The organism is Pseudonocardia zijingensis (assembly GCF_042657305.1).
GTDB classification, from domain to species: domain Bacteria; phylum Actinomycetota; class Actinomycetes; order Mycobacteriales; family Pseudonocardiaceae; genus Pseudonocardia; species Pseudonocardia zijingensis.
Genome location: NZ_JBHSKO010000020.1, coordinates 22,642 through 47,601, shown reverse-complemented (window position 1 = coordinate 47,601; position 24,960 = coordinate 22,642). Strand labels below are relative to the sequence as shown.

Sequence of the window (24,960 nt, the reverse complement as noted above, 5' to 3'; positions counted from 1 at the left end):
AGAGTCGAAGGTCCTCAGCGTGCGGGTGGCGCCGGCTGCCCGGGTGTCCCATGGCATTCGGTCCTCTCCCTCGGGCTCGGGGCAGCGTCGCGAGGAACGGCGAATGCTGCCCCGGCCGGAGGGCCCGCATGACGCGGCCGTCGGGCCCCTGCCGGGGCAGGCGGCCGCGGCGGAGCCGTACGACCTCACCGCCGGCCGGACCCGGGTCCTCGTCCCGATCCGGAGGCTGCTGGTCCGGTGATGATCCGTAGGACCCGGCGCCCCTCACGCGGTGGTGGGGACGCGGCGTCCGGTGCACATCGTGGCGAGGAGCAGGAGCAGGGCCGTCTGGCCGAGTACGCCCGGCGCGAGTGTCGGAGCCGGCCCAACCGTCTTGGTGACCGCGTACCAGCCTCTCTCGACCAGTGGCAGGGAGTCCCAGGTGTCGGCGAAGCGTTGGTCGAGCTCCCCCGCGTGGAAGTTGGCCAGCACATGGTCGACGACGCCGTACAGCGAGGCGCCGAGAACTACGACCGCGAGCACCTGGATGATCACCGTGCGCCGGCCGGGCGGCAGCAGGAAGAGCGTCGTGGCGAGGACGAGCACGGCCAGCGCCAGCCACGGGACCAACTGCTCGAGGCCGTTCCAGTGCCTTTCACTCGCCAGCTCGAACGCGGTGGCGAGGATGCCGATCACGGTCAACGCGATGAGACAACGCCGAACGAGGATCATGACGGGCGCGCGCTCGGGCTCGAGCGGGTGGCTCACGGCTCGAGCGCGGAAACGATCTTGTCGGTCGTTTCCTGCCCCGGGTTGTACTTGGCGAGCTTCTCCCGGAGCTTGCCGAGGTCCGGGTCGTCGGCGGGGTACGGGCGATACTCGACGACCTCCTCGGCCCAGCGTTCGGGGTTGCTGACACCTGCGCTCTCCAACGCGCCGGCGATCTCGTCCTCCGAGGCCGTGTTCGCCGACACCTTCGACACGGCGGGCGCGGCCGCGGCGGTGGACTCGTCGGTCGTCGAGGAGGGCGAGCTGGTGCTGGAGCCGGTCGCCGGCGCGGAAGGGGCGGTGGCGCTCGGAGCGCTCGTCGAGCCACCGCAGCCGGCCAGGCCGAGGGCGAGGACGCCGGCTGCACATGCGGCGGCCAGTCGAGTCGGACCGAGGATCATCGGGATCTCCTGTTCGGGAGGTGTCGTGTTCACGACGCAGGAACAGAATCCCGACACGGCCTGTGGCGACGCTGAGGACCAGTGCCGCTTCCCACGCGAACACGGCGAAATCCGACGAACCGCGTGTCGATGATCGTCCTGTCCCGCTCGACCACCGGGTCGGGTGAGGGGCGCTCCTGTGTTCGGATGTCGTTCGACGCCCCGGCGAGGTGGTCGACGATCCCCGCGGGTCGAACGCCAGGTGCGGGACTGCCACCCGGGTGCTGCGACCAAGGTCCTCGCCTCTACGTGCGTATGTCCCCTGGCGTGATCCCGGCGTGGTTGGTGCGCTGTGTTCGTGTCGCCAGCCTCGTCCCGGCCCCGCTTCACGCGCGGCGAGCTGGCGCGGATCCGCGAAGTGCTCGAGGTCCGGCCGTTCCGGCGGTTGTGGCTCGTGCTCGGGATCTCGTCGGTGGGCGACTGGATGGGTCTGCTGGCCACCTCGACGTTCGCGGCGGGCCAGGTGGGCGGGTCGGCCAGCGGGTTCGCGTTCGGCGGTGTGATCGCGGTACGGCTGCTGCCGGCGCTGGTGCTCGGCCCGGTGGCCGGGGTGCTGGCTGACCGGTTCGACCGCCGCCGCACGCTGGTGGTCTGCGACCTGCTGCGGTTCGCGTTGTACGCCTCGATCCCGCTCGTCGGGCTGGTCGTCGACACGCCGGCTGTAGTCGTCGGCTGGGCGGCCGCGGCGGTGTTCACCGTCGAGGCGGTGGGCATGGTGTGGTCGCCGACGAAGGAGGCGGCTCTGCCGAACCTGCTGCCCCGCAACAGGCTGGAGGTGGCGAACCAGCTCGGGCTGGCCACCTCCTTCGGGCTGACCCCGGTGCTGGGCGCCCTGATCATCGCGGGGCTGGACCTCGCGGCCGCGGCGATGTTCGGCGCGAGGACGCAGGGGTGGGCGGACCCCGCAGACATCGCGCTGTACCTCAACGCGCTGACCTTCCTCGCCAATGCGGCGGTGGTGCACTTCGGGATCCGCGAGATCAGCGGGCGATCCCGCCCCACCGAACGAGCCGCCCGCCCGAGCATGCTGGTCGAGCTGCTCGACGGGCTGGGCTACGTCCGGCGCACCACGCTCGTGCGCGGGCTCCTCTCAGGGATCCTGGCGGCCTTTGCCGGTGCCGGTGTCATCATCGGCACCGCGCACTTCTACGCGCAGGCGCTCGGCGGCGGTGGCGACGCGACGTTCTACCTGCTGTTCGCCCTGCTGTTCCTCGGCCTCTCGGCGGGCGTCGTGGGCGGTCCCAGCCTGGTGCACGACCTCTCGCGGCGGCGCTGGTTCGCCCTCTCCGTCGGGTTCGGCGGGCTCGCGGTGATCGCTCTCTCCCTCGTGCAGCACCTCGCCGTCGCCCTCCCGTGCGTTTTCGCGGTGGGGGCGGCGGCCGGCATGTCACTGCTGGTCGGCGAGACGCTGCTGGGCGCCGGGGTGGGCGACGAGATGCGCGGCCGGGTGTTCGCCGTCGTGCTCACCGGCATCCGGATCGTGCTGCTGCTCGGCATCTCCTTGTCCAGTGCGCTGGCCGGCATCGGCGGCTCGTACCTGCTGGGGCTCGGAGGGTTCGCGTTCCCCGTCTCGACGTCCCGTGTGCTCCTGTTCGTCGCCGGCGTGGCCACGGTGGCGGCCGCGTGGGTCGCGCTGCGCCGTCTCGACGACCGGCCCGGTACCCCGATCATGCCCGACCTGCGCGCCGCGCTGCGGCGGCGCGCCCCGGCGGCCGCCCCCGTCGTCGCGCCCGGCCGCCCGGAGGCGGGCCTGTCCGGCGCGGAGGCGGAGCGACGGCTGGCCGCGTACGGTCCCAACCGCGTCGTCCTGCCCCGCGGTCACCGGGGGCTGCGGCTGTTGCTGGCGCAGTTCACCGGCCCGACGGTTATGATCCTGATCGTCGCGACCGTGCTGTCCATGCTGGTCGGTGACCTGGCGGACGGCCTGATCATCCTCGTCATCATCGCCGCGAGCGGCGCGCTCGGGTTCTGGCAGGAGCACTCGGCGGGCCGGACGATCGACGCGCTGCTCGTCCGGGTCCGGGTCGAGGTCGAGGTGCTCCGCGACGGACGGGAGATCTCCGTGCCGGCGGAGAGCATCGTGCCCGCGGACGTGGTGGTGCTGCGGGCGGGCGACATCGTGCCCGCCGACGCCACCGTCCTGAACGCGCACGACCTGCTCGTCGACGAGTCGGTGCTGACCGGGGAGCCGTTCCCCGTGGAGAAGGCCGCCGCCGCGGAGTTGTTCGCCGGGACCAACGTCGCCAGCGGCACCGCGACCGCGTGCGTGTCGCGGACCGGGCCCGACACCCGGTTCGGGGCGCTGGCCACCGACCTGGCCGGCCAGGACGTGGTCACCGGGTTCGAGCGCGGGCTGACTCGCTTCGGGCTGCTGCTCGTCCGGGCGATGATCGTGCTCGTCAGCGCCATCTTCGTGGTGAACCTGGTCCTGGATCGGCCGCTGATCGTGTCGGTGCTCTTCTCCTTGGCGCTGGCCGTCGGCCTCACCCCGCAGCTGTTGCCGGCGATCGTGGCGGTGAGCCTGTCCATCGGTGCCCGGCGCATGGCCGCCGAACGGGTGATCGTCAAGCGCCTGGACGCCATCGAGGACTTCGGCACGATGACCGTCCTGTGCACCGACAAGACGGGCACCCTCACCGCCGGTGCGGTCCGGCTGGACGACGCCTACGACCCCGACGGACGCCGCAGCCCGCACGTGCTCCACCTCGCCCGGCTGAACGCGGGCCTGCAGCGCGGTTACCCCAACCCGCTCGACGCGGCGGTGCTGTCCGGCGCACCACGACCGGACCCGGGGCTGCTGCTCGGCGAAGTCCCGTACGACTTCCACCGCAAGCGGCTGTCCGTGCTGGTCCGGGACGACGACGGTGCGCTGCTGGTGACCAAGGGCGCGTTGGAGGGTGTCCTCGCCGTGTGCACCACCGCAGACGGCGGCCGTCCGCTCCACGTGGTCGAGGACGAGGTGCGCCGCCGGTTCGCGGAGCTGAGCGCCGATGGTTACCGGGTGCTCGGCGTTGCGGTGAAGCCGCTGCCCGGCCGCACGACGGCGACCGTCGACGACGAGGCGGGCATGACGCTGGCCGGACTGCTCGCGTTCCACGACCCGGCCAAGGAGGGGGCGGCAGAGGCCATCGCCGACCTCGCCGGGCTCGGCATCTCGGTACGGCTGATCACCGGTGACAACCGGTTGGCCGCCGAGCACGTCGCCCGCCAGGTCGGCCTGCCGGGCCCCGTCGTCACCGGCGCCGAGATCGACGCCCTCGATGACGCCGGGCTCGCCGCGCTGGCCGCGGGCACGGCCGTGTTCGCCGAGGTCCAGCCGCTGCACAAGCGGCGGCTCGTCGCCGCGTTCCGGGGGGGCGGTACCACCGTCGGCTTCCTCGGCGACGGCATCAACGACGCTCCCGCGCTCCACGCCGCGGACGTCGGGATCTCCGTCGACAACGCCGCGGACGTCGCCAAGCAGGCCGCCGCGATCGTGCTCCTGGACAAGAACCTCGCCGTCATCGCCGACGGCGTGCGGCTCGGCCGCCGTACCTTCGCCAACACCCTGAAGTACGTGCGGGTCACCATCAGCGCCAACTTCGGCAACGTGCTCTCGATGGCGGCCGCCGCGGCCTTCCTGCCATTCCTGCCGATGCTGCCCCGGCAGATCCTGCTCCTGAACTTCCTCTCCGACATCCCCGCCACCACCATCGCCGGAGACTCCGTCGACGCGGAGCAGCTGCGCAGGCCCAGCGCGTGGGACATCGCCGGGATCCGGAACTTCATGGTGGTGTTCGGCCTGCTCAGCACGACCTTCGACGTCGCGACCTTCGTCACCCTGCGGATGGGCTTCGGCGCCGACGAGCAGCTGTTCCACACCGGCTGGTTCATCGAGTCCACCGCCACCGAGCTGGCGGTCATGCTCGTCCTGCGCACCGCCAAGCCCTTCTACCGCAGCCGCCCCGGTCGGGCCCTGCTGGTCACGAGCGCCGCGATCGTCGTGGTCACCGTCGCCCTGCCCTACACCTCGCTCGCGGCCCCCCTCGGACTGGAGCCGCCGCCCGCGCTCCTGCTCGGCGCTCTCGCAGCGCTCACGATGTTGTACGTCGCCGCCAACGAGCTGGCCAAACGCCGCTTCCCGCTCACGGCGTGACCCTCCCCGACGCCACAGTCGGTCGTCATCCCCGCCGCGCGAAGATCCCGGGCAGGGCGAGGCCACCCGCGCCCAGCACGAACCCGAGGTCGTACAGGTGCCCGCTGTTGTGGGTCTCGTACACGCCGACGCCGTCGTCGAACAGCGACACCACGAACGTGACGGGAAGGATCAGGCCGTGCCAGAAGCCGGTGAGGAACCCCGGCGCGGCGGGAGCGTCGGAGACCGGGGGCGGGCCCGCCGCGCACGCTGCGAGCAGCAGGATCCCGACCCCGATCACGAGGAGACCGAGTCCGCGACGACCGCTCACGGACGGCAGCCACGGGTGCGGCGACGGCGGTGCAGGCCCGCCGAGCGCTGCGGTTGGTCCATCGTCCTGGCGCCCTTCCCCGCTGGATCCGCCGGCGTTCAGGACTTGATCACCGGGCGGCGGACGCTGCGCAACGTGTCCAGGCCCTGCCGGTACTCCTGCTCGGTGATCTCCCCGCGGGCGAACCGCTCGGCCAGCAGCTCTTCGGGAGCGGGCCGCCGCTCCTGCGCCGGACGGTCGCCGGTCGTCCGGAGGACGCGGGCGAAGGCGATCACCCCGAAGATGATCAGAGCCAGGAACAGGATCGTTCCGATGGTCATGAACGTGACGCCCCAGCCGTTCATCCCGGGGCCGTACCACCACATCATTTCGATCCCTCCTCGGGTCGACGCCCGGATCGTCGTCGTCCGGGTGGGTCCGGGCTGTGGGCGATGGTCCCGACCTCCGTCGCCGGAAGTCCTCGCGTGGACCGGTCGGCCGGGCGCTGATTCCCACAGGTCCTGCGGGGAAGCCGGCCAGCCGGCTCTTCCTCCCCGGCGCCCCGTGACGAAGGTCCTGAAGATCAGGGCCGACCGCCGGTGCACTGCCGACCGTGCTCGGCGCGATGCTCGGGCGGCCGGTTCCGGAAGGACGCCGGGTCGTGCGTCGGTCGTCAGCAGGGAGGGGGTGGGTCGCGGTGTCCCGAAATCCCGACTCGCCGCCGGATGGTCGCCGGTCGCCGCGACGAGCGACCGATCGGGTGGAGGACGCCGTCGCCTGGTTCCTGATGGTGGTGGGGCTCGTCGTCCTCGTCGTCGCGTGGTGGACCGGTATTGCCGTCTACGACGGGAGCGTCGAGTCGGCGAGCACGATGATCCAGACGCGGGCCGTGCTGCTGGAGGACGCGGTGCCCGACACGTCGGGTGAAGCGGGCGTCCGGCCGGCGGTACGCGTCGATGCCGAGTGGGTGGACCCGGACGGCGTCGAGCACACCGGCAGGATCCCGGTCAGGCACCCGGCTCCGGCCGGCACCGCGGTCGAGGTGTGGGTCGGCCCCAACGGTGATGCCTCCACGACAGCACCGGGGCGGGAGAACGCCGTGATCGCCGGGTTCGTCACCGCTACGGGGCTGCTGCTCGGGGGCGGTGTCGTCCTCGGCATGGCGTGGTACGGCGTGCGCTTCCTGACCGCTGCCTGCAACGCCCGCCGTTGGGGGCGGGAGTGGGAACGGGTGGGCCCGGAATGGAGCGACCGCCTGCGCTGACGCCGCGCGGGGCTGACGCGTTGCCCGGCCGCCACCGACGGGCCTGGGCCGTAGCCGACTCGAAGTCATCGTCTACAGGGGAGAAAAGATGTCCGTTCGCAACGATTCGACTCACGACATGCAGCCGTCCCCGCGCGACGGCGGGGACACCGCGCCCCGGCCCGGCACCGTCATGACCACCACCGCGCGCCGGCTGCTCGCGGTGCTGCGGATCGTGACCGGGTACCTGTTCCTGTGGCCGTTCCTGGACAAGACGTTCGGCCTCGATTACGCGACCGCACCGGAGCGAGCCTGGATCAACGATGGCTCACCGACGAAGGGCTTCCTGAGCGGTGTCGACGTCGGACCGTTCGCGGGGGCCTTCCGGTCGCTGGCCCGGGCGCCCTGGGCGGACTGGCTGTTCATGCTCGGGCTGCTCGGCATCGGCCTTGCCGTCATGCTCGGAGTGGGCCTGCGGATCGCCGCCGTCGCCGGCACCGTCCAGCTGCTTCTGATGTGGGCGGCGGAATGGCCGCTCGCTCGGTTCACCGAGGCCGGTGAGCCGTCGATGTCGACCAACCCGATCATCGACTACCACATCGTCTACGCCCTCGTGCTGATCGTCCTCGCAGCCTGCTACGCCGGCAACACGTGGGGCTTCGGCAAGCGGTGGGCCGAGCTGCCGGCCGTCGAGCAGAACCCGTGGCTGCTCTAGAACCGGAAGGGATGCCCGCGACGCCGGACTGCCGTTCGGCGCGCGCGGGCTACCTCGCGATCAGCCCTTCAATGGCTTCGCGTCCTCGATCCCGGGGGGGCTCGCCGACGTCGTCGTCATCCCCGTACAGCGCGGCGAGCGCGCGTTCGACGTCGTTCCCGGGCGGGTCGGGAACCTCGCTCCGTCCGGCCCGTTCGCCCGGAAGCTCTCGATCCGTCGCCCGGCGATCCTGGGTGGCGGTATCCCTCATCACGTCCTCCTCGCCCCTTGGCCGACACGATCGGGCCGGGGGAGGCGGCCGGAAAGGGCGGGAAGGCCCTGGTCGCGCGGGCCGCTCGGCTCCTCCTGCCGCGATCTGCTCGGTCGGCCCATGGCCGCAGTGACGCGCTCAGAAGATGATCAGGAACAGCCCGTAGCCGACGATGAGCCCGGCGGCGAGCAGGCACAGCACCGCGAGCGCCGTGCCGGTGCCGCGGGCGCGGAACGCGACGCCGTCGCCCCTCACCCGCCGTTCGGCGCCCGCCGACAGCCCGACGAGCGCGAACGCGACGAGCAGCACGACGGTGACGGCGGCGGCGGCGGCGACGACCGCGACCACGGCCAGGATCGCCCAGTCGATCTGCACGGTACGAGTCCCCTCCGGTCAGGCAGCGATGTCGGCGGCAGGTGGCCGTGGCACGTCGTTGACGTTGGACGCGGAGACCGCGCTCTGACGCGACGCGGCGTAGATCCCCGAGGCCACGGCCGATCCGCCCAGCGCGACGACGATCAGGCCCACGGTGCCGGTCGCGGCCAGCCACGAGGCCGCCGCGCCCACGACCGCCGCCGCCGGCAGGGTGAAGCTCCAGGCCAGCACGATCCGCCCGGCCACCCCCCAGTGCACCGACGCCAGCCGGCGGCCCGCCCCCGCCCCGAAGATCGAGCCCGTGCACACTTGCGTGGTCGACAGCGGCAGCCCGAGGTGCGTCGAGGTCAGGATGACCGCGGTGCTGGTCGTCTCGGCGGTGAATCCCTGAACGGGGTGGATGTCGCTGACGCGGGTGCCGAGCGTCCGGATGATCCTCCAGCCACCCATGTAGGTGCCGATCGCGATCGCCAGGCCCGCCGAGAGGACGACCCAGAACGGCGGTGCCGAGCCCGGAGCGAGCATGCCCGCGGTGATCAGGGTCAACGTGATCACCCCCATGGTCTTCTGGGCGTCGTTGGTGCCGTGGGCCAGAGCGACCATCGAGGCCGATACGGTCTGCCCCACCTTGAAGCCCCGGCTGACGACGCCGCGATCGGCCCGGGCGGCGACCCGGAAAGCCAGGTAGGTCACGGTCATCGCGATCAGGGCGGCGACCACCGGGGACAGCGCGGCGGGCAGGATGACCTTGTTCAGCAACGCGCCGAAACGGATCGCGTCGTTCCCACCGGCCACCCAGGTCGCACCGATCAGCCCTCCGAACAGTGCGTGCGACGAGCTCGAGGGGAGCCCGAAGAACCACGTGACCAGGTTCCACAGGATCGCCCCGACCAGCCCCGCGAAGATCACAACCGGGTTGATGAGCGTTTCGTCGACCAACCCGCCCGAGATCGTTTTGGCCACCTCGACCGACAGGAAGGCCCCGGCCAGGTTCAGGGCCCCGGCGATCGTGACGGCGAGTTTGGGGCGCAGTGCCCCCGTCGCGATCGAGGTGGCCATCGCGTTGGCCGTGTCATGGAACCCGTTGGTGTAGTCGAAGACGAGAGCGGTCGCGACGACGACCACGACGATCACCACGGCGTCCATGTGCTGGGCCCTTCGCTCGGCTGGCGAGGAACTCGACCGGTGGTGGTGTCATCGGCCTGTTGGCCGTTGCCGATATCGCCCCCCGTTGGTCACACGGTGCCCATTGCGTGCTGCAAGAAGTAGGGCTGTGCCGCCCGGATCCCCCGGCCGAAGGTCCTTCGGGTCCAGGTCGGTCGATCGGTGTCCGCGGCCCAGGAGCCCGGCGGCGACGTCGATGCCCTCGAGCACGAGCAGCCGGTCCGGGGGACCGCGATGAGCCGGACCCGGCGGCCTCCGGGGATCAGGGGTATGCCGCGTCCTCGAACGGCTGCGGCAGCCGGCCGGGGACGATGCGCCGGCCGCTGATGCCCTGCGGGATGAGCCGCACCCAGTGCCCGTGCTCGCCGGGGGCCCACGTGGTCAGGCCGGTGCCTTCGGTGCGGGCGACCAGCTCGGCGCGATGGGCCGGCGTGATCTCCTCGGCGAGTCCGCGCACGAGCACGCTCCACCCGGAGCGGGTGCGCTGGTCGATCTCGTCGACCTCGAAGGCGACGTTGGCGTGCTGTGCGGCGGTGAGCTTCGTCCCGGGTGCCATCCGCAGCACGATCACGTCGTGCTCGAGCGCGTAGTTCACAGGGAAGATCAGCGGGTAGTGCTCGGCGTTGACGCCGAGCCGCCCGATCTGCTGGGTGGCGAGCAGGCGGTAGCACTCGTCGGAGGTGAGCACCTGCAGCTCGGCCTCGCGCTCGTGGTCTGTCATCGGGGTCTCCCTGGTGGACACCACCACGACGGTTCCGTACCGGTGGCGGCGTGTCATCGCGGCTTCGAGCTCGGCCCGGGTGGCCACGGCCGGACCGCTCGACACCTGGTCGTGATCGCGCTCGTCACGCCGGCCGAGGCGGTCGAGGAATGAGCAGGACGGGGCACGGGGCGTGGAACAGGGCGCTGCGTGCCACGAGCCCGAGCGGACCGGAGCGGCCGAGCCGCGGGCCGCCCAGTACGAGCAGGTCGGCGTCGAGCTGCTCGCCGACCAGCTCGTGGGGCCGGACGCGCGCGAGCCACGCTCGCACGGCGAGGCCGGGCTCGCTCTCCACCGCGGCCGCGACGGCGGCGTCGAGCAGCCGTGCGGCGTCCTGGACGGCGGCGTCGAGGCCGATGCTGCGCTCGCCTAAGGAGACGGGGAGCCCGTGCGCGACGACGAGGTCAGCTCCCATGTGCCCGGCGCACGCCGCGGCGTCGGTGAGCGCCGGTGCGTCGTCCGGGAGCTGCCGCACCGCGGCGACGACCCGGGGTGGGGTGCTGCGCGCCTGCGGTTGCGATGGCAGGGCCAGCACCGGGTTCCCGCGACGGGCCGCGCCGGCGGCGATGTCCGCGATCGCGCGGACGCGCTCGGTGGACACCGGCTCCGCCGGACGGCCGGGAACGGGACGGTGGCGCACCTCCCGTGCGATGCGGGTGCACCACCGCAGTACCCAGTCCGGGACCTCGTCGCCGATCACGACGAGCGCTCGCCCCGTCCGTGGACCGGCGGCCGCCGGAACCGGCCGGAGCGTCGTCGCCGTGGTCGTCGTCCTGGTCATCGCCGCGATCACCTCTCCTTCCCCGGGGCTCGGGCCCGGGCACGCTCGACCGTCCGCTCGATCGGACGGCGCGCGGTCGGCGCCCGCCCCACCACGCGCAGCTGCGAGAGAGGATCGTCGGGCACCCGGTGGGCTCCGGTTCGCCGTCGACGATCCCCCCGGGGACGCCACCGCGGCCAGCGGCGGTGGTCCCGGACGGGAAGGACTCTCGCCTCCTGGCATCGGGGCTTCCGGGCGCTTACGCGGCGTCCGCGCGCCCGGGACCGTTGTACGCGTCGGCGACGCGCTCGTGCGCCGGGGTGGCTGCGCCCGCGGCGGGCCGGTCGCCCCGGCGTGGTACGGACCGGGTCGAGGACGTGGTCGCCTGGGTCCTGACGGTGGTGGCATTGCTGCTGGTCGTGGTCGCCGGGGTGACGGAGTTCGCCACGTACGGCCACGAGGCCGAGCAGGCCGAACTGCAGCAGGCGTCGAGGTCGCAGGTGCGCGCCGTGTTGCTCGAGGACGCGACGGTGACGCTCAGCGAGGTCGGTGAGCGGATGCCGGAACGGGTGCCGGCGCGCTGGATCGATCGCGACGGCCGCGAGCACACGGGACCCGTGCTGGTCCAGCGGTCGGCGCCGGCGGGTACGGAGATCGATGTGTGGATCGACGCCGCGGGCGAGGTGACGTCCCGCCCGGGCAGCGCCCTGAACGCCGCGGTCGGCGGCCTCGTCGCCGCGTTCGGGGTGCTGTGTGCCGGCGGCACGCTGCTGGTCGCGGCGTGGCTGGGGGTGCGCCGGGCGATCGGTCTCGTGAACGCCCGGCGGTGGGAGCACGAGTGGGACGACGTGGAGCCGCAGTGGCGCCGTAACGTCCTCTGAGCCGTGCCCGGCGGGGGATCCAGGAGGGACACCCCCCGTCGCTGCCCGCGTGAGCCGTCGGGCCGGCGCGTGGTCGGCGGCGAGCAGGGCGGCGGTCCGGCGGGCGATCTCCAGGTCCTCGCGCGTGGTGACCACCACGGTCCGGACGGGTGCGTCCGCCGCGCTGATGTCGCCGTCGGCGGTGGTCCGCTCGTTCACGCCGGCGTCGACCCGCACCCCGAGGTAGGCCAGCCGGGACGCCACCCGCGCGCGCACGAGCGGGGCGTGCTCGCCGACGCCGCCGGTCATCACGAGCAGGTCCAGCCCCCTGGCCGCGGCGGTCATCCCGGCGACCTCCCGGCACAGGTGGTGGACGAACACGTCGAAGGCGAGCGCGCAGTCCGGGTCCCCCTCCGCTCGCCCGGCGAGCACGTCGCGCAGGTCCCCGGACGTCCCGGATAGTCCTTTCAGGCCGGACCGGTTCTTCAGCGCCGCGTTCAGCTCGTGGGGCTCGACACCGCCGTACCGCAACAGCCACATCAGAAGGCCGGGATCGACGTCGCCGGAGCGGGTGACCATGACCAGGCCGGCCAGCGGCGTGAAGCCCATCGTGGTGTCGAGGCTGACGCCGTCGCGCACCGCCGCCAGCGACGCCCCCGCGCCCAGGTGGCACGACACGACCCGCAGGTCCGGCAGCGCGGCGCCCACGATCTCGGCGGCCCGCGCGGTCGCGTAGGAATGCGAGAGGCCGTGGAAGCCGTAGCGGCGCAGGCCCCACCGCGCGTTCCACTCCCGCGGCAGCGCATAGGTGCTCGCCTCTGCCGGCAGCGTGGCGTGGAACGCCGTGTCGAAGCACGCCACCGCGGGCACCCCCGGCAGCAGCTCCTGCAGCGCCCGGATCCCCGCGACCGCGCGCGGGTTGTGCAGCGGCGCGAGGTCCTGGATCGAGCCGAGGTAGGCGAGCAGGTCGTCGTCGACGCGCGCCGGGGCGCGGTAGCGGGCCCCGCCGTGCACCACCCGGTGCCCGAGCGCACCGATCTCGCCGGCTTCGTCGAGGAACCGGCGTAGCGGGCCGAGGTGGGTGCACCCCTCCCAGCGCTCCACCGCCGCGGCGGCGTGCACCGTGCCGTCCGGGGTGAGGGCGGAGAGCTTCAGGCTGCTGGAGCCCGCGTTAACGACCAGTACCCGGTCACCGGTGAGACCTTCCCCGTGGCGTTCGTGCCCGTCCTACGACCCGTGACGCACCAACCGGTGCCTGGCCGGCGCTTCGACGTCGACCTCGTCGAGCGAGGTCACGACGAGATCGGCGTTCGCCCGCTCGAGCAGCTCCCGGTCGTCGGCACGGGCCACGCCGAGCGCGGCCATGCCCCGGCCTTCGCGGCCTACACGCCGCTCACGGCGTCCTCCACCACGAAGCAGTCCTCGGGGACGATGCGCAGCTCGCCGGCCGAGGTCACGAAGATCTCCGGATCCGGCTTGCCGTGCTCGAAGTCCGTCCCGACAGGTCGGCGTCGAGCAGGCCGACCAGCGCCAGGCCCGGCCGGAGGAAGTCGTAGGAGAGGCCTTCCCGCTCGGCGAACGTGTCGAGGCGGATCTGGCGCAGCATAGGTTGGCGTTCTTCGAGGACGAGGCCGCCGCGATACGGGTACCCCGGACCCGCGGACGGCCATCACGAACCGGAGGGCATCGGGGTAGGCGTCGAACCGGTTCTCCTCGATCAGCCGGATCAGCAGGTCCTGCGTGTGCGCCGCGTAGACCGGAACCCGCTGCGCGGCATCGGGGATCTTGAAGTACTCGAGCCCGGCCAGCGCGCCGGCCACGCGCGGCTTCCCCGATATGACCTGCTGGTACACCTGCGGCGTGAACCGCTCGTCGGACCACTCGCTGCGGTCCCGGACGTCCGCCCATTCGGTCTCCATCAGCTGACGCAGGGCGGCCTTCCAGGCCTGTTCGTGCGGCGAGCCGACGAGCACCCTGTCGACGTCGAAGATCGCGCCCTGAAACCCTCCCACGGCCATGGCGGCCCCTTCCGGTTCGCTACGGCGCGGAGTGCAGCCGAGCGGCCAGTGCGAACACGTGACTCTCACCCGGCTCCATGTCGTGCACCTCGTCGCCGACGCCGATCCGCAGCGGGCCCCGAAACCCCCCGGCCTCGGCGAGCACCGTCAGCTCCTCGTCCTTGATGCCCACCCGCAGGGACGTACCCCGGAACCGCTGTGAGAACGCGACACAGTCAAGCCGGTCCAGCAGCCGCGGCGCGAACCGCAGGACGCCGTCGTCGGTGACGTAGCTGCCGAGCAAGCAGCGTTGCAGCAGGTCCAGTGTCCCGGACATCACCCCCATGTGGATGCCCTCCTTCGTGGTCCCGCCCTGGATGTCGTCGACGTCGCTCTGCAGCGCGGCCATGAACCGGTCCCACGAGCTCGGCGGGTCGATGCCGGCGAGCACCCCCGCGTAGGTGATGAAGCTGAGCGTCGAGCCGTGCGAGGTGCGCCGGTCGTAGTAGTCGATGGTGCGGCGGACGAGATCGCGGTCGTAGGGGTAGCCGAGCCGGTCGAACAGCTGCTGCAGCTCCTCCTCGTCGAACAGGAAGAAGAGCATGACGGTGTCGGCCTGCTTGGACACCTTGAAGCGGTTGGGGTCCTCGCCCTCGGCCTTGAGGATCCGGTCCATGCGCTGGATGTTGGCATACCGGGCGCGGTAGGCCGCCCAGTCGATCTCCTCCAGGTCGGCGTACCCCTCGAACTGGCTGATGACGCCGTCGTGGAACGATGGGAGCGCCGGATCCTCGCCGGTGTCGGGAACGACCCGACCTCAAATGATCCCCGGCTCGTCGACGAGGTCGCCCGTGCCGGGCTGCCGATCCGGGCAACAGCGCGCCGACCGAGCGTCCGCCGTTCGACCCGCCACCCATCAGAAATTCCCGGCGTACCAAGGAGTTGGCATGGCCGAGGTACTCACCCCCGCGCTGGCCGCGGAAGATGTCAGCGGTGGGAGCTCGTTGGCGGTGCTCTTTCTCGTCGCCGTCGTTCTCGTGTTCTTCGGGTGGAAGCTGCTGGAAGTCTTCTTCGGGTTGATCTTCGGGCTGCTGGGCGCCATCGGGATGGTGCTCGGGGCGCTGCTCGTGGTCATCGGGGTTGGTGCGCTGCTGTTCGAGGGCGCGAGATCGGTCGAGGCACCTGCTCCGCCGCCGCCCCGGCCGAGCCGCCGGTGGCGACCGGCATACCCGTCTGGGTGTACGTGCTCGGCCTCGCGGGGCTCGTCGTGCTCGTCGCCGTCGGCGTGAGCCTCGTCCTGCACGTGCGGCGGGTCGAGCGAGACGAGCTCGAGCTCGCGGTCGAGCTCGAGGCGCCAGGCGGCACGGTCCCGGCCCGGCGACGGCCCCCACCCCGCGGTGGCGGCGCCGGCGAGCGGGCCGATCCCCCGGCGCACGAGCCCGGCACCGCGACCAGCGCCCGAGTTCTCGCGCGGGCCAGAGCCGGCCCGCCCGGGAAGCGGCGTGCGCGGCGGCCGACGCACGCAAACGGTGCCGCGGAACAGGCGGGCGCCCAGGCGTGGTCCTCGTCGTCGCCGGCGGCGCGGGTCGTGATCCGAGCGCGCCGGCGCCTCCGGCTGCCGGCGTTCCGGCCGGCTCCGGGGCCCGGACTCGGCTCCGGGGCCGTTGAGACGGTAACGCCGAGGGCCGGGCCGGCAGCGCCGGCGGGAGCCCGCGCTCATCCGACGGCGGGCTCCGGTTCGACGGCCGCCGGCGCCGTCGCCTCCTCGGACACCGTGGGGCGGACAACCGTGACCGGGCACGGTGCGTGGAGCACGCACTGCAGGCTCACCGAGCCGAGCACCAGGCTGGAGAATCCGCCGTGGCCGCGGCTGCCGACCACGAGGAGGTCGGCACCTTTCGCCGCATCGACGAGCGCATCGGCTGCGCCGCTCGTGACCGCTGTGATCGTCACCGTCGGCACGTGGGGAAGGACCTCCTCGAGCTGATCGGTCACCCCCTGCACGAACTCGGCGGCGTTCTGGCGGATCCCTGCCCGGATCTCGTCGAGGGAGATCGCGGGTGGGCCGTAGAGCGGCATCCAGTACTCCGGCGGAGCGTATGCCGCGACCACCTCGACCGAGGCGTCCCGGCGAGCCGCATCCCGCAGTGCGTGGACGAGGGCGGCCCGGCTGCCAGGCGAGCCGTCCACCCCGACGACGATGCGAGGGCGCTGTCGATCCATGTCCCGGCCTTCCTCTTCACGGTTTCGTGCTGGGAGCATCCAGGACGCAGACCGCTCCGGTACCGGGCTGACGGCCCTCTCCGGCCGCCGGAGGTCCCGGAGCCACCCCGCAAGAGGCCTCGACGCGGTCGGCGGTTCGGATCCGACGGACGCGCACCACCCTGGCGGGGCCGACGGTCCCGTGAGATCGGGGGCGTCCGGCCGTTCTCGCGCCGTTGTCGTCCCGCCATCGTGGTGCCGATGCCCGGGTCGCTCTCCGGCCCGGTGGGGCGACCGAGGAGGCAGCCGGGCCCGTGCCGGACGCCACGGCCGGTGTCGCCGCCGCGCACGCGTGACATCGCCGGGTGCGGGCCGCCCGACGGTGACGCCGGGAGCGGACGGCCGGCGAAGCGGTGACCAAGGGCCTTCGACGCGGGACCGACGCCCGGTCCCGGGACGAGCGTCCGGCGAGGAGGCGCGGAGGTGGAGGTGCGAACCGTGAGGATTGGTTGGCGAGACGTCGTTGCGACCCTGCTCGTCGCCGCAAACAGTCGTCCCGTACGTCGGGTACCTGGTGCGCGGGAGGATGCCGTTCATCCAGGACCCGCGCGGTATGGCGGCCACCGCACTCGTTCTCGGAGTAGCCGCTGTGGCGGTCCTGGGCCGCCGGGCGTTCCGCGGAGCGTGGGGAGTGGCCGCCGGCTTCTTCGCCGTGGCGTCGGCCGCGCTCGGGGCCGTGACGTTCATCCGCGCCGAGGAGGGCGCGTTGAGCGAAGGGCTGCTGGCCGTCTTCATCGCCGCGATCGTCGTGGCGTGGGTGCTGGCGGAGCTGGTCCGCACGCGGCTGGTTCCGCCGAGGCCCGGTCGGTAGCTCCACTGACCGGGAGGAAGACGGCTCATCCCGTCGCGACATTTCGAGGAGGAACCATGGAGATCGCACACACAGGTCCGTCGTGGGCCCGGCGTCTGGTGGTGGCCGCGGTCGTCGCGGTAGCGTTCCGCGCGCTCGTCGTCATCACGTTCCGCGCCGCCTCGCCGGCCGCGTTCGATCGCGTCCGCCGGTTCAACAAGCGAGTGCTGAACCCGCTCATGCTGAGGCTGGCCGGACGGTCGCACTGGTACGCGGGTTGTCTGGAGCACGTGGGTCGCCGGTCGGGTCGTACCTACCGGACGCCCGTGGTCGCGCTGCCGGTGCTCGACGGCTTCGTCGTCCCGCTGCCATACGGCACGCACGTGGACTGGCTGCTCAACCTGCTGGCGGCGGGGACCGGCTCGCTCAAGGTCAAGGGCGTGCAGTACACGGTGCGCCAGCCTCGGGTCCTGGTCGCCGACAAGCTGTCCGGCGAACTCCCTCCGATGTGGCGAGCGGTGTCCCGGCTCTACGGCTTCCAGCACTTCCTCCGCGTCGTCGCCACCCCGGTCGCGACGAGCCTCGGCGCGCCGAGCGACGCGCGAACGGCGGCGGCCGCCACCGACCCGATCGACGCGAGCGCCTGAACGCGCTACCCCTCCGCGACGGGGCCCGCCCAGGCGGTGGTGCACGACCGGACGGCGAGCCGAAGGGCCCGGTGGACGCGGGCCCATCGGCGCTGTCACGGGGTCCGCGCGCAGCCGGACGGTTGTTCGGAACTCGACAGAGAGGACCACCCGATGAGCAGGCCGGAGGAGCGGGGGCGGATCGTCGTCGGTGTCGACGGTTCGCCGGAAGCGCTGGAAGCCGTCCGATGGGCGGCCGCCGAGGCGGTGCGGCGTGGTGCGAGCCTGCACCTGATCACCTCGGTCGAGTGGCTCGACCGCCCCGCCATCGGCCTCCCGGCCCCCGAGCACAGCGTCGCCGACAAGCTCTTCGAGCTGGCCGGGAAGGACCTCGACGACGCGGCGAGCGCGGCGAAGGAGATCGCTCCCGAGGTGCGGGTCAACCGGCAGACGGTCGTGGGCTTCCCCGTCCCGGTGCTCACCGCCGAGTCCCGGCACGCCGGTCTGCTCGTGGTCGGTGGGAGCGGGCGCGGCCGGTTCTCCTCGTTGCTCGCCGGCTCGGTCGCGGTCGGTGTGGCGACGCACGCGGCGTGTCCCGTGGTGGTGGTCAGGGGCGAGGACCACGGCGACAGCGCCCCGGTGGTCCTCGGTGTCGACGGGGGCCGTTCCGGAGAGGCCACGGTCGCTTTCGCGTTCGAGGCGGCAGCCGCCCGGAGGGTGCCTGTGATCGCCGTGCACACCTGGGGCTTCCCGCCCGGCGACGCCCGGACCGCACCGATCTGGGGCGAGATCAGCGACGATGCGGAGCGCGAGCTCGCGGAGAGCCTCGCAGGCTGGACCGAGAAGTTCCCCGACGTCGCCGTCCGGCGCATCGTGAGCCACAGCGTCGCCGCTCACCGGCTGGTCGAGCTGTCGCAGGAGGCACAGCTGGTGGTCGTCGGGTCGCGGGGGCACGGCCAGCTGGTCGGGCTGGTGCTGGGCTCGGTCAGCAACGCCGTGGTGCACCGTGCCGCCTGCCCGGTGGCCGTGGTGCGGCCGGCGCGAACATGACCAGGACCGGGCGATCGCGGCAGGACGGGGAGCCGAGCGGGTCCTCGGCACCACTCGTGAGGACCCGGTCCGGCGAGGTGCGCGGGACGGTCGTGGACGCGGTCGCGGTGTTCAAGGGCATCCCCTTCGCCGCACCGCCGTTCGGTCCCGGCCGGCTGCGGCCACCCCTGCCGGTCGCGCCGTGGCGCGGTGTGCGCGACGCGACCGCGTTCGGCGCCGGGCCCCGGACGCTGCCGCTGGCGCCGGAGGTCGTCGCGCTCATCCCGGACGCCGGTGTCGTCCCCGGTGAGGACTGCCTGAACCTCAACGTCTGGACGCCGGACGTCGAGGCGGTCGGGCTCCCCGTCATGGTGTGGGTCACCGGCGGCTTCTTCGAGTTCGGTTTCGGTGCCTCGTACGACGGCCGGCGGTTCGCCCGGGACGGGGTCGTGTGCGCGACGTTCAACTACCGCGCCGGGCCGGAGGGCTTCCTCGATCTCGGCGACGGCGTCGCCAACGTCGGCCTGCTCGACCAGGTCGCCGCGCTCGAGTGGGTCCGGGACAACATCGCCGCCTTCGGCGGCGACCCCGGCAACGTCACGGTGTTCGGCGAGTCGGCCGGGGCGATGAGCATCGCGACGCTGTTGGCGATGCCACGGGCGGACGGCCTGTTCCGCCGGGCGATCCTCCAGAGCGGGGCGGCGAACGCGGTCACACCGAGTGCGACCGCCCAGCGGATCGCGCGCGATCTCGCCGCCCGGCTCGGCGTGCCTCCCGATCGCGAGGCGATCGCCGCGGTACCGGTCGAGCGGTACCTGCGCGCCCAGGCCGAGCTGGCGGCCGACCTGCGGGGGGCCCCGGGGCGGTGGGGCCGGGAGGTAGCGGCCGGCGGGCTGCCGTGGCAGCCGTCCGTGGACGGCGACGTCGTCCCGGGCCGGCCGATCGACAGGATCGCCGCCGGTAGCGGGGCCGACGTCGATCTGATCATCGGCACCAACGTCGACGAGGGCCGGGTCGCACTCGCCGCGATGGGCGCGGCCGACCAGGTCCCGGTCGAGGCCGTCGCCGCGCTGGCCGCGACCTTCGGGCTCGCGCCCGACGCCGCGATCGCCGCCTACCGCGCCGCCCACCCCGGCAGTGGGAACGGCGAGCTGCTCGCCGCCATCCGGACCGACGGCTTCTGGCGCATCCCGGCCCTGCGGCTGGCCGACGCGCACGCGGGCTCCCCGGCCGCCACCTACATGTACGAGTTCGCCTGGCGCTCACCCGCGTTCGGCGGGCTGCTGGGCGCCTGCCACGGGCTGGAGATCCCGTTCGTCTTCGACACCCTCGACCCGTCGTTCCGGCCGGTGCTGGGGCCCGCGCTGGGCGCGGATCCTCCCCAGCCGCTCGCCGACGCCATGCACGCGGCCTGGGTCGCGTTCGCGAGGGAAGGGGATCCCGGCTGGCCGCGCTACGACCTCGCCCGTCGGGCGACGATGCGGTTCGACACCCCCGCAGAGGTGGTCGACGACCCTCGAGCCACGGAACGTGAGCTCTGGAACGGCATGCCGTAGCCACGGCATCCGGCATCCGGCATCGCCGGTCCGGTGACCGTCACGGCGCGATGCCGCTCATCGGCCTCAGGAGCGCGCGGATCTCCTCGGGGAGCTGCTCGAAGGCCTTGTCGACCTGGGCCTGCGGGAGGTGGCGCAGCACCGCGGCGGTGGTGGCGGGTGCCGCCTTGGAGACGTCGTGCGCGGAGATTCCCGCGTCGTGGGCGAACCGGGCGCGGAAGCCGTCGGCGTCGTACCGCGCCGGCACCTCGCTGGGGTTCCACCCGGCATAGAAGACGCCCCTGACCAGGTCGGGGAGCTGGGCTGCGAAATGAGCGGCAGCCTCGACACCCAACCGGTCGCGCAGGGTGTGCAGCCACGCGCGCAGCACCCGGTAGGCGAATTCGCGATCTTCGGTGTGGAACTGCCCCGCCACGTCGCGGACCCAGGTGTTCGCGGCGTGCAGCGCGTGGTCGAGCGCCGGGACCTTCGAGCTGACGGACATGGTCGACCTCCTCCACGGGCCTCCAACCGCCTCAGCCTGGGGCGGTCGCGGCCCTCGGACCAGGGGCCCGAGGCCGCGGCTCTCCGGGCCGTTCGGCCCGGGGGTCCATTCGCGGCCGAGGCCGCGGCGAGCCGGACGGGACCGAAGGCCCGTCGACGAGGGGGCGGGAGCCACTGCCGGCTGCACCGTCCTCGGATCAGCCTGGCCTTGGAGAACGACCGGGGAGTTTCAATGATCGTGTCAAGCCGCCGTAGCTGCCGGGGTCGGTGGTTCGGTGGTGAAGGTGCGGTTGTCGCGGATCAGGGCCCAGACCAGGTTGATCAGGCATCGGGCGAGTGCGATCAGAGCCTGGACGTGACGCTTCGCTTCGTCCCGTTTGCGCTGGTAGAACGCCCGCGATGGGCCGTCGGGTCGTTTGATCGCCGACGGTGCCGCCAGGTAGAACACTCGGCGCAGGCCGCGGTGGTAGGGCTGCGGGCGGTGCAGGTTGCCCCGGACGCGCCCGGGGTCGCGGGGCACGGGCGCGAGGCCGGCGTAGGCGGCCAGTCGGTTCGGGGTGCCGAACTCCGTTGCCAGGTCACCGCCGGTGTCGGCGAGCAGCTCCGCGCCCAGGACCGGGCCGAACCCGTCGACGCTGGTGATGATCGGCGCGTGCGGGTGCTCACCGAACCGGGTGGTGAGCTGCTTGTCCAAGTCCTTGATCTCGCGGTCCAGGTCCAGCAGCTGGCGGGCGAGCCGGGCGATTAGCGGCGCGGTGACCGCCTCACCGGGCAACACCAGGTCCTGCTCGACCGCGACGGCGACCCCCGTCGCGGCCATGGCCGGGATGCCCGGCGCCCACGCCCGTTGGCTGCGCAGGTACTCGGCTACACCCACCTCGCCGGCTGCCCGCAGCCCGGCCGGGTCTGAAACCCGGTGAGCAGGATCAACGCCGACCGGGTCGAGTAGTCGAAGGCCTGCTCCAGGCCCGGGAAGATCGAACCGAGCAGCTCGCGGAGTCGGTTGACCCCGCGCACCCAGTCGGCCATCAGGTCCTCCCGGCGCGCGGTCAGTACCTGCAGGTCACCCACGAGCTGGTCGGGCACGGTGACCGGGGCCAGATCGCCGCGCAGCCGGGCGGTCTCGGCGATGGTGCGTGCATCCTTGGCGTCGGTTCTTTCCTTCCCCGGTGAACGCGCCGCTCATCCGGTTGACCAGCCGCCCCGGGACCGACCGCACCGGCTGCCCGGTCGAGACCAACAGCGCTACCAGCAGCGCCGCGGACCCCGAGGTCATATCCAGCGCCCACACCACCTCACCGCCGTCGGCTCCGGCGCCGGCTTTGATCGTCGTGCGTGTGATCAGCTCCTCGATCGCGGCCTGCCGGTTCTTGACCTTCCGGGAGAACACCGTCTTCCCGTCGGCGTCGACCGCGCAGCCGTGATGGAACTGCTTGCCCACATCGATCCCGACCCACAACTTCTTGCCCGCCACCGCCTAGCGACTCCTGTCCTCACAACTCAGCAGCCCTTGGACGACCCCGCCTGCAGCTCCGTAAGCAGCGGCCGTGCGCAGATCTCAATCAGCGGCCAAGGCGTCCCGAACGACAGAGTGGCCACTCCTCAGAAGACCCTCACGGGCAAGAACCCATCAGGCACACCCCGCCGTACTGGGCGTCCGGAACGTCCGGTCCCGAACATCAACGACCTTACGGAGGAACCCATGGACGTAGAGGACCACCGCCGCCCGGTGCTCGTCGGCATCGACGGGTCGACGAACGCACTGAACGCCGTGCGGTGGGCGGCCGGGGAGGCCGGACGTCGCAACGTGCCGTTGCGCGTGGTGACGGCGTTCGCCTGGCAGGCCGGGCGGACCATCGACCGCTTCGGCGTCGGTGAGGACCCCCCGAGGTCATGCTCGGGGCTGCCCGGAGCCAGCTCGCCGACGCCGCCGCGCTCGCGGCGGAGTTGCTGCCGCGGGAGCAGGTCGAGCCGGACCTCATCGGAGGATTCCCGATCCCCGTCCTGCGCGCGGAGTCGCAGGGCGCGCAACTGCTCGTCCTCGGCGACCGCGGTTACTGCGCGATCAGCGGGCTGCTGCTCGGCTCGGTCGCTGCGGCCATGGCGGCGCACGCCGGGTGCCCGATCGTGCTGGTGCGCACCGAGGAGGAGACACCGGTCGAGGACCGCTCGCGACCGGTCGTCGTCGGCGTGGACGGGTCCCTGCTCAGCGAAGCCGCGCTGGCGTTCGCCTACGAGCAGGCGAGCGCTCGCGGTGTGCCACTGATCGCCGTGCACACGTGGCGGGACTTGATCCTCGATGCCAAGATCGCGCCGGCCCTGGACTGGGACGCCGTGGAAGCCGAGGCGAATGCGGGTCTCGCCGAGCGCCTGGCGGGTTGGGGGGGAGAAGTACCCCGTCGTCCGCGTGCACCGCCTGGTCACGCGCGATCGCCCGGCGCACGCGCTTGTGGCGGAGTCGCGCCGCGCCCAGCTGGTGGTGGTCGGGTCCCGCGGCAGGGGCGGTGCCACCGGCCTGGTGCTCGGCTCGGTCAGCCATGCTGTGCTGCACCGTTCCCACTGCTCGGTCGCGGTTGTCCGGCCGACCGTTCAGGACGATCCAGATCGGCCTGGCGCAGAAGTTCTCGTGGGACTTCGCCGGCGAGGTCCCGCTGATCCTCAAGCTGAACGGAAAGACCGACATCCCGCCCGACGACGAGGCGCTCTCGCCGGTGCATGCGAGCCTCGAGGAGCCGTGCAGCTCCGCGCAGCGCTGTGGCACCGGGCGTCCCGGCGGGGCGGAACCGCGCGAGGAAGTCGCGGAGGTCGGGCACGGCTAGGCCGCGAGGTAGGCGACCCAGCCGGCGAGGTCGCCGAGCTGGTCGTAGTCGTCCTCCTCGATGCGCCGCCCGGTGCGTTCGCTGACGCGTGTGACGACGGCCAGGAAGTCGAGCGAGTCGAGCCCGAGGGTCTCGCGCAGGTCGTCGCGCGGGGCGAGCGTGTCGAGCGCGGGGCCGGGGGCGACGCTGCGCAGGACGTCGCGGACCACGGCCTCGGCCTGCTCGTCGGTCATGCGGACGGGTGAGTCCATCTCTACAGCTCCTCGGGTCGGTGCAGCTGCCGGTCGATCTCGCGCAGCAGGCGGGCGCCCACGGCGCCGTCGGAGGCGCGGTGGTCGGCGGCGAGGGTGGCGGTGACGACGGGCCGTACGGTCACGGTGTCGCCATCGGCCCAGGGTCGGCGCCGGACGGCGCCGAATCCGACGAGAGCGACCTGCGGCGGGTGGATCACCCCGTCCACGCGGTCGACGCCCAGCTCACCCAGGTTGGTGACGGTGATCGTGGCGCCGGAGGCCTCCGACGAGCGCATCCGTCCGGTCCGCGCGCGCTCGGCGGACTCGCGGGTGCGGGCCATCAGCGCGTCCAGTCCGAGCGCGCCGGCGTCGTGGACCACCGGGACGGCGAGGCCGCCCTCCCGCAGCGACACCGCGACGCCGAGGTGCACGGCCTCGCCGGGGACGAAGCGGTCCTCGATCCAGTGCCCGTTCAGCTCCGGGACGGCCCGTGCGGCCTGCACGACGGCGCGCAGCAACACCGCCGCCGGCAGCACCCGCTCGGCGACGGGGATCGCGCGGTTGTGCTCGCGCAGCCACTCCAGCGCCGGGCCCAGGTCGATGTCGAGGCCGAGGTGGTAGTGCGGGATCTCCCGGTTGGCCCGGGCCATCAGCGCGGCAGTGGCTCGGCGTGCCGCGTCCCCCGGGCGCGCCGCCCGCCGGGGCGGTGCGGTGGCCGGGACGTCACGGGCCCGCACGACGCCGTCCGGACCCGGCGCGTGGAGTGTCCCGGGATCGACGCCGCGCTCGGCGGCCAGCCGGCGGGCGTAGGGGGAGATGCGCGGCCGGGCCGGGACGGCGGGCGGCGCCGCGGCGGCACGGCGGTGTGGACGGCCCTGCGTCCTCGGTGCTCCCCGGTGCTCGATGGCCCGTTCGACGTCCGCCCGGGTGATGGACCCCCCGGGACCGGTGCCCGGCACGGTGTCCAGGTCCACTCCCGCCTCGGCGGCGCGCTTGCGGGCGAGCGGCGAACGCACGGCCGGTGCACCGCCTTCGGCCGGGGGCGGCGCCTCCGGAGGCGGCGGTTCGGGGGGCAGCGGCGGCTCGGGCGGTGGAACGGGCTCGGGCGGTGGAACCGGCTCGGGCGGCGGCTCCGGGGGGAAGGGCTCGGGCGGCGGGGGCGGCTCCGTCGCGCGCGGGACGGCGCCGGCACCGTTGCTGTCGATCAGCGCGAGCGGTGTGCCGACCGCGACCCGTTGCCCCGCCTGCACCAGCAGCCGGTCGACGACGCCGTCCGCGAAGCACTCGACGTCGATGGCCGCCTTGTCGGTGTCGACGACCGCGACCACGTCACCGCGGTGCACCTGGTCACCCGGGGCGACCAGCCATTCCACGACCGTGCCCGACTCCATGTCGGCCCCGAGGGCGGGCATGCGGAACTCGGCCAT

The 24,960-nt window shown here is 73.0% G+C and carries 27 protein-coding genes and 5 pseudogenes; 14 read left to right on the top strand and 18 right to left on the bottom strand.

Going from position 1 to position 24,960, the window contains the following annotated elements; genetic code table 11:
* The first annotated feature begins 103 nt into the window (after window positions 1-103).
* Window positions 104-241 (top strand): hypothetical protein, encoded by a 138-nt coding sequence (locus ACFPL3_RS30010; protein ID WP_343938557.1) that lies wholly within the window; start codon window positions 104-106, stop codon window positions 239-241.
* A 23-nt stretch (window positions 242-264) separates the two neighbouring features.
* Here the strand turns inward: ACFPL3_RS30010 and ACFPL3_RS30005 are convergent, their stop codons facing one another.
* Together ACFPL3_RS30005 and ACFPL3_RS30000 are read right to left on the bottom strand one after the other, a co-directional pair.
* Complete coding sequence (locus ACFPL3_RS30005) at window positions 265-747, bottom strand: hypothetical protein (protein ID WP_343938559.1); 483 nt, start codon at window positions 745-747, stop codon at window positions 265-267.
* The gene (locus ACFPL3_RS30000) at window positions 744-1,148 is read right to left on the bottom strand and encodes a hypothetical protein (RefSeq protein WP_379589779.1); all 405 of its coding nucleotides are present in this window, start codon (window positions 1,146-1,148) and stop codon (window positions 744-746) included. Before ACFPL3_RS30000 ends, ACFPL3_RS30005 begins: the two co-directional genes overlap by 4 nt.
* A 337-nt stretch (window positions 1,149-1,485) precedes the next feature.
* On the opposite strand from ACFPL3_RS30000, the gene mgtA reads away from it, so the two are divergent.
* Window positions 1,486-5,322 carry a magnesium-translocating P-type ATPase gene (gene mgtA, locus ACFPL3_RS29995; protein WP_379589778.1) on the top strand — a complete coding sequence of 1,279 codons (3,837 nt, stop codon included), beginning with the start codon at window positions 1,486-1,488 and terminating at the stop codon, window positions 5,320-5,322.
* A gap of 25 nt (window positions 5,323-5,347) precedes the next feature.
* Here the strand turns inward: mgtA and ACFPL3_RS29990 are convergent, their stop codons facing one another.
* Together ACFPL3_RS29990 and ACFPL3_RS29985 are read right to left on the bottom strand one after the other, a co-directional pair.
* Window positions 5,348-5,632, bottom strand: coding sequence for a hypothetical protein (locus ACFPL3_RS29990; RefSeq protein ID WP_343938569.1), 285 nt, complete (start codon window positions 5,630-5,632; stop codon window positions 5,348-5,350).
* Between the two features lie 98 nt (window positions 5,633-5,730).
* Window positions 5,731-6,000: an SHOCT domain-containing protein gene (locus ACFPL3_RS29985; RefSeq protein ID WP_343938571.1), complete on the bottom strand. Its 270-nt coding sequence runs from the start codon at window positions 5,998-6,000 to the stop codon at window positions 5,731-5,733.
* A gap of 236 nt (window positions 6,001-6,236) precedes the next feature.
* On the opposite strand from ACFPL3_RS29985, the gene ACFPL3_RS29980 reads away from it, so the two are divergent.
* The gene (locus ACFPL3_RS29980; RefSeq protein WP_425564150.1) at window positions 6,237-6,875 is read left to right on the top strand and encodes an Rv1733c family protein; all 639 of its coding nucleotides are present in this window, start codon (window positions 6,237-6,239) and stop codon (window positions 6,873-6,875) included.
* 118 nt (window positions 6,876-6,993) lie between these two features.
* A complete protein-coding gene (locus ACFPL3_RS29975; protein WP_343938575.1) occupies window positions 6,994-7,569 on the top strand; it encodes a hypothetical protein in 576 nt (191 codons plus the stop codon).
* 49 nt (window positions 7,570-7,618) lie between these two features.
* Here the strand turns inward: ACFPL3_RS29975 and ACFPL3_RS29970 are convergent, their stop codons facing one another.
* From ACFPL3_RS29970 to ACFPL3_RS29950, 5 genes are all read right to left on the bottom strand, one after another.
* Window positions 7,619-7,819, bottom strand: coding sequence for a hypothetical protein (locus ACFPL3_RS29970; protein ID WP_343938577.1), 201 nt, complete (start codon window positions 7,817-7,819; stop codon window positions 7,619-7,621).
* 138 nt (window positions 7,820-7,957) lie between these two features.
* The gene (locus tag ACFPL3_RS29965) at window positions 7,958-8,194 is read right to left on the bottom strand and encodes a hypothetical protein (RefSeq protein WP_343938579.1); all 237 of its coding nucleotides are present in this window, start codon (window positions 8,192-8,194) and stop codon (window positions 7,958-7,960) included.
* Between the two features lie 18 nt (window positions 8,195-8,212).
* The gene (locus ACFPL3_RS29960) at window positions 8,213-9,340 is read right to left on the bottom strand and encodes an inorganic phosphate transporter (protein ID WP_343938581.1); all 1,128 of its coding nucleotides are present in this window, start codon (window positions 9,338-9,340) and stop codon (window positions 8,213-8,215) included.
* Window positions 9,341-9,620: 280 nt separating this feature from the next.
* Window positions 9,621-10,079, bottom strand: coding sequence for a pyridoxamine 5'-phosphate oxidase family protein (locus ACFPL3_RS29955; protein ID WP_343938583.1), 459 nt, complete (start codon window positions 10,077-10,079; stop codon window positions 9,621-9,623).
* Between the two features lie 124 nt (window positions 10,080-10,203).
* Window positions 10,204-10,899: a universal stress protein gene (locus ACFPL3_RS29950; protein WP_343938585.1), complete on the bottom strand. Its 696-nt coding sequence runs from the start codon at window positions 10,897-10,899 to the stop codon at window positions 10,204-10,206.
* Between ACFPL3_RS29950 and ACFPL3_RS42110 the strand changes: the two genes are divergently transcribed.
* Window positions 10,839-11,759 carry an Rv1733c family protein gene (locus ACFPL3_RS42110; RefSeq protein ID WP_465269438.1) on the top strand — a complete coding sequence of 307 codons (921 nt, stop codon included), beginning with the start codon at window positions 10,839-10,841 and terminating at the stop codon, window positions 11,757-11,759. The genes ACFPL3_RS29950 and ACFPL3_RS42110 overlap by 61 nt on opposite strands.
* A gap of 96 nt (window positions 11,760-11,855) precedes the next feature.
* Here ACFPL3_RS42110 and ACFPL3_RS42105 read toward each other — a convergent pair.
* The 4 genes and pseudogenes from ACFPL3_RS42105 to ACFPL3_RS29930 form a co-directional block, all read right to left on the bottom strand.
* Window positions 11,856-12,842: pseudogene (locus ACFPL3_RS42105) on the bottom strand (acetate/propionate family kinase); the annotation flags it as partial.
* Window positions 12,843-12,965: 123 nt separating this feature from the next.
* On the bottom strand, window positions 12,966-13,103 hold the full coding sequence (locus ACFPL3_RS29940) for a hypothetical protein (RefSeq protein ID WP_343938589.1): 138 nt from the start codon (window positions 13,101-13,103) through the stop codon (window positions 12,966-12,968).
* Between the two features lie 17 nt (window positions 13,104-13,120).
* A complete protein-coding gene (locus ACFPL3_RS29935) occupies window positions 13,121-13,756 on the bottom strand; it encodes an HAD family hydrolase (protein WP_379589777.1) in 636 nt (211 codons plus the stop codon).
* Window positions 13,757-13,775: 19 nt separating this feature from the next.
* Window positions 13,776-14,492: a glycosyl hydrolase family 65 domain-containing protein gene (locus ACFPL3_RS29930; protein WP_343938653.1), complete on the bottom strand. Its 717-nt coding sequence runs from the start codon at window positions 14,490-14,492 to the stop codon at window positions 13,776-13,778.
* A gap of 190 nt (window positions 14,493-14,682) precedes the next feature.
* On the opposite strand from ACFPL3_RS29930, the gene ACFPL3_RS29925 reads away from it, so the two are divergent.
* Window positions 14,683-15,024 (top strand): hypothetical protein, encoded by a 342-nt coding sequence (locus tag ACFPL3_RS29925; RefSeq protein WP_343938593.1) that lies wholly within the window; start codon window positions 14,683-14,685, stop codon window positions 15,022-15,024.
* Window positions 15,025-15,451: 427 nt separating this feature from the next.
* Here ACFPL3_RS29925 and ACFPL3_RS29920 read toward each other — a convergent pair whose 3' ends face one another.
* A complete protein-coding gene (locus ACFPL3_RS29920) occupies window positions 15,452-15,925 on the bottom strand; it encodes a universal stress protein (RefSeq protein WP_379589776.1) in 474 nt (157 codons plus the stop codon).
* A gap of 661 nt (window positions 15,926-16,586) precedes the next feature.
* Here ACFPL3_RS29920 and ACFPL3_RS29915 point away from each other — a divergent pair.
* The 4 genes from ACFPL3_RS29915 (at window position 16,587) to ACFPL3_RS29900 (ending at window position 19,998) form a co-directional block, all read left to right on the top strand.
* Window positions 16,587-16,808: a hypothetical protein gene (locus ACFPL3_RS29915; RefSeq protein ID WP_343938597.1), complete on the top strand. Its 222-nt coding sequence runs from the start codon at window positions 16,587-16,589 to the stop codon at window positions 16,806-16,808.
* A 56-nt stretch (window positions 16,809-16,864) separates the two neighbouring features.
* Window positions 16,865-17,434: a PNPOx family protein gene (locus ACFPL3_RS29910; RefSeq protein WP_343938599.1), complete on the top strand. Its 570-nt coding sequence runs from the start codon at window positions 16,865-16,867 to the stop codon at window positions 17,432-17,434.
* Between the two features lie 153 nt (window positions 17,435-17,587).
* Window positions 17,588-18,463, top strand: a complete 876-nt coding sequence (locus ACFPL3_RS29905; RefSeq protein ID WP_343938601.1) for a universal stress protein — start codon at window positions 17,588-17,590, stop codon at window positions 18,461-18,463.
* Window positions 18,464-18,519: 56 nt separating this feature from the next.
* Window positions 18,520-19,998: a carboxylesterase/lipase family protein gene (locus tag ACFPL3_RS29900; RefSeq protein WP_379589775.1), complete on the top strand. Its 1,479-nt coding sequence runs from the start codon at window positions 18,520-18,522 to the stop codon at window positions 19,996-19,998.
* Between the two features lie 40 nt (window positions 19,999-20,038).
* On the opposite strand, the gene ACFPL3_RS29895 is transcribed toward ACFPL3_RS29900, so the two are convergent.
* Both ACFPL3_RS29895 and ACFPL3_RS29890 read right to left on the bottom strand, forming a co-directional pair.
* Window positions 20,039-20,482, bottom strand: a complete 444-nt coding sequence (locus tag ACFPL3_RS29895; RefSeq protein WP_343938605.1) for a DUF2267 domain-containing protein — start codon at window positions 20,480-20,482, stop codon at window positions 20,039-20,041.
* Window positions 20,483-20,722: 240 nt separating this feature from the next.
* Window positions 20,723-21,955 (bottom strand): annotated as a pseudogene (locus ACFPL3_RS29890) (IS110 family RNA-guided transposase).
* Between ACFPL3_RS29890 and ACFPL3_RS29885 the strand changes: the two are divergent.
* The 4 genes and pseudogenes from ACFPL3_RS29885 to ACFPL3_RS29870 all read left to right on the top strand — a co-directional run.
* Window positions 21,905-22,306, top strand: a pseudogene (locus ACFPL3_RS29885) (universal stress protein); the annotation flags it as partial. The pseudogenes ACFPL3_RS29890 and ACFPL3_RS29885 overlap by 51 nt on opposite strands.
* Before the next feature lie 68 nt (window positions 22,307-22,374).
* Window positions 22,375-22,797, top strand: a pseudogene (locus ACFPL3_RS29880) (universal stress protein); the annotation flags it as partial.
* Window positions 22,781-23,002, top strand: a pseudogene (locus tag ACFPL3_RS29875) (universal stress protein); the annotation flags it as partial. The pseudogenes ACFPL3_RS29880 and ACFPL3_RS29875, both read left to right, overlap by 17 nt.
* A gap of 52 nt (window positions 23,003-23,054) precedes the next feature.
* Window positions 23,055-23,300 carry a hypothetical protein gene (locus tag ACFPL3_RS29870; RefSeq protein WP_343938655.1) on the top strand — a complete coding sequence of 82 codons (246 nt, stop codon included), beginning with the start codon at window positions 23,055-23,057 and terminating at the stop codon, window positions 23,298-23,300.
* On the opposite strand, the gene ACFPL3_RS29865 is transcribed toward ACFPL3_RS29870, so the two are convergent.
* Window positions 23,297-23,551, bottom strand: coding sequence for an acyl carrier protein (locus tag ACFPL3_RS29865; protein WP_343938607.1), 255 nt, complete (start codon window positions 23,549-23,551; stop codon window positions 23,297-23,299). The genes ACFPL3_RS29870 and ACFPL3_RS29865 overlap by 4 nt on opposite strands.
* Before the next feature lie 2 nt (window positions 23,552-23,553).
* A complete protein-coding gene (locus tag ACFPL3_RS29860) occupies window positions 23,554-24,960 on the bottom strand; it encodes a dihydrolipoamide acetyltransferase family protein (RefSeq protein ID WP_379589774.1) in 1,407 nt (468 codons plus the stop codon).

Bases quoted from the DNA above. Each gene is read 5' to 3' on its own strand.
- ACFPL3_RS29935 (WP_379589777.1), bottom strand. From the start codon at position 13,756: ATGGCCGTGGGAGGGTTTCAGGGCGCGATCTTCGACGTCGACAGGGTG.
- ACFPL3_RS29865 (WP_343938607.1), bottom strand. From the start codon at position 23,551: ATGGACTCACCCGTCCGCATGACCGACGAGCAGGCCGAGGCCGTGGTC.
- ACFPL3_RS29940 (WP_343938589.1), bottom strand. From the start codon at position 13,103: ATGGCCGCGCTCGGCGTGGCCCGTGCCGACGACCGGGAGCTGCTCGAG.
- ACFPL3_RS29950 (WP_343938585.1), bottom strand. From the start codon at position 10,899: ATGACCAGGACGACGACCACGGCGACGACGCTCCGGCCGGTTCCGGCG.
- ACFPL3_RS29925 (WP_343938593.1), top strand. From the start codon at position 14,683: ATGGCCGAGGTACTCACCCCCGCGCTGGCCGCGGAAGATGTCAGCGGT.
- ACFPL3_RS29910 (WP_343938599.1), top strand. From the start codon at position 16,865: ATGGAGATCGCACACACAGGTCCGTCGTGGGCCCGGCGTCTGGTGGTG.
- ACFPL3_RS29985 (WP_343938571.1), bottom strand. From the start codon at position 6,000: ATGATGTGGTGGTACGGCCCCGGGATGAACGGCTGGGGCGTCACGTTC.
- ACFPL3_RS29980 (WP_425564150.1), top strand. From the start codon at position 6,237: ATGCTCGGGCGGCCGGTTCCGGAAGGACGCCGGGTCGTGCGTCGGTCG.
- ACFPL3_RS29975 (WP_343938575.1), top strand. From the start codon at position 6,994: ATGCAGCCGTCCCCGCGCGACGGCGGGGACACCGCGCCCCGGCCCGGC.
- ACFPL3_RS29955 (WP_343938583.1), bottom strand. From the start codon at position 10,079: ATGACAGACCACGAGCGCGAGGCCGAGCTGCAGGTGCTCACCTCCGAC.
- ACFPL3_RS29895 (WP_343938605.1), bottom strand. From the start codon at position 20,482: ATGTCCGTCAGCTCGAAGGTCCCGGCGCTCGACCACGCGCTGCACGCC.
- ACFPL3_RS29960 (WP_343938581.1), bottom strand. From the start codon at position 9,340: ATGGACGCCGTGGTGATCGTCGTGGTCGTCGTCGCGACCGCTCTCGTC.
- ACFPL3_RS30000 (WP_379589779.1), bottom strand. From the start codon at position 1,148: ATGATCCTCGGTCCGACTCGACTGGCCGCCGCATGTGCAGCCGGCGTC.
- ACFPL3_RS29860 (WP_379589774.1), bottom strand. From the start codon at position 24,960: ATGGCCGAGTTCCGCATGCCCGCCCTCGGGGCCGACATGGAGTCGGGC.
- ACFPL3_RS29905 (WP_343938601.1), top strand. From the start codon at position 17,588: ATGAGCAGGCCGGAGGAGCGGGGGCGGATCGTCGTCGGTGTCGACGGT.
- ACFPL3_RS29970 (WP_343938577.1), bottom strand. From the start codon at position 7,819: ATGAGGGATACCGCCACCCAGGATCGCCGGGCGACGGATCGAGAGCTT.
- ACFPL3_RS30010 (WP_343938557.1), top strand. From the start codon at position 104: ATGCTGCCCCGGCCGGAGGGCCCGCATGACGCGGCCGTCGGGCCCCTG.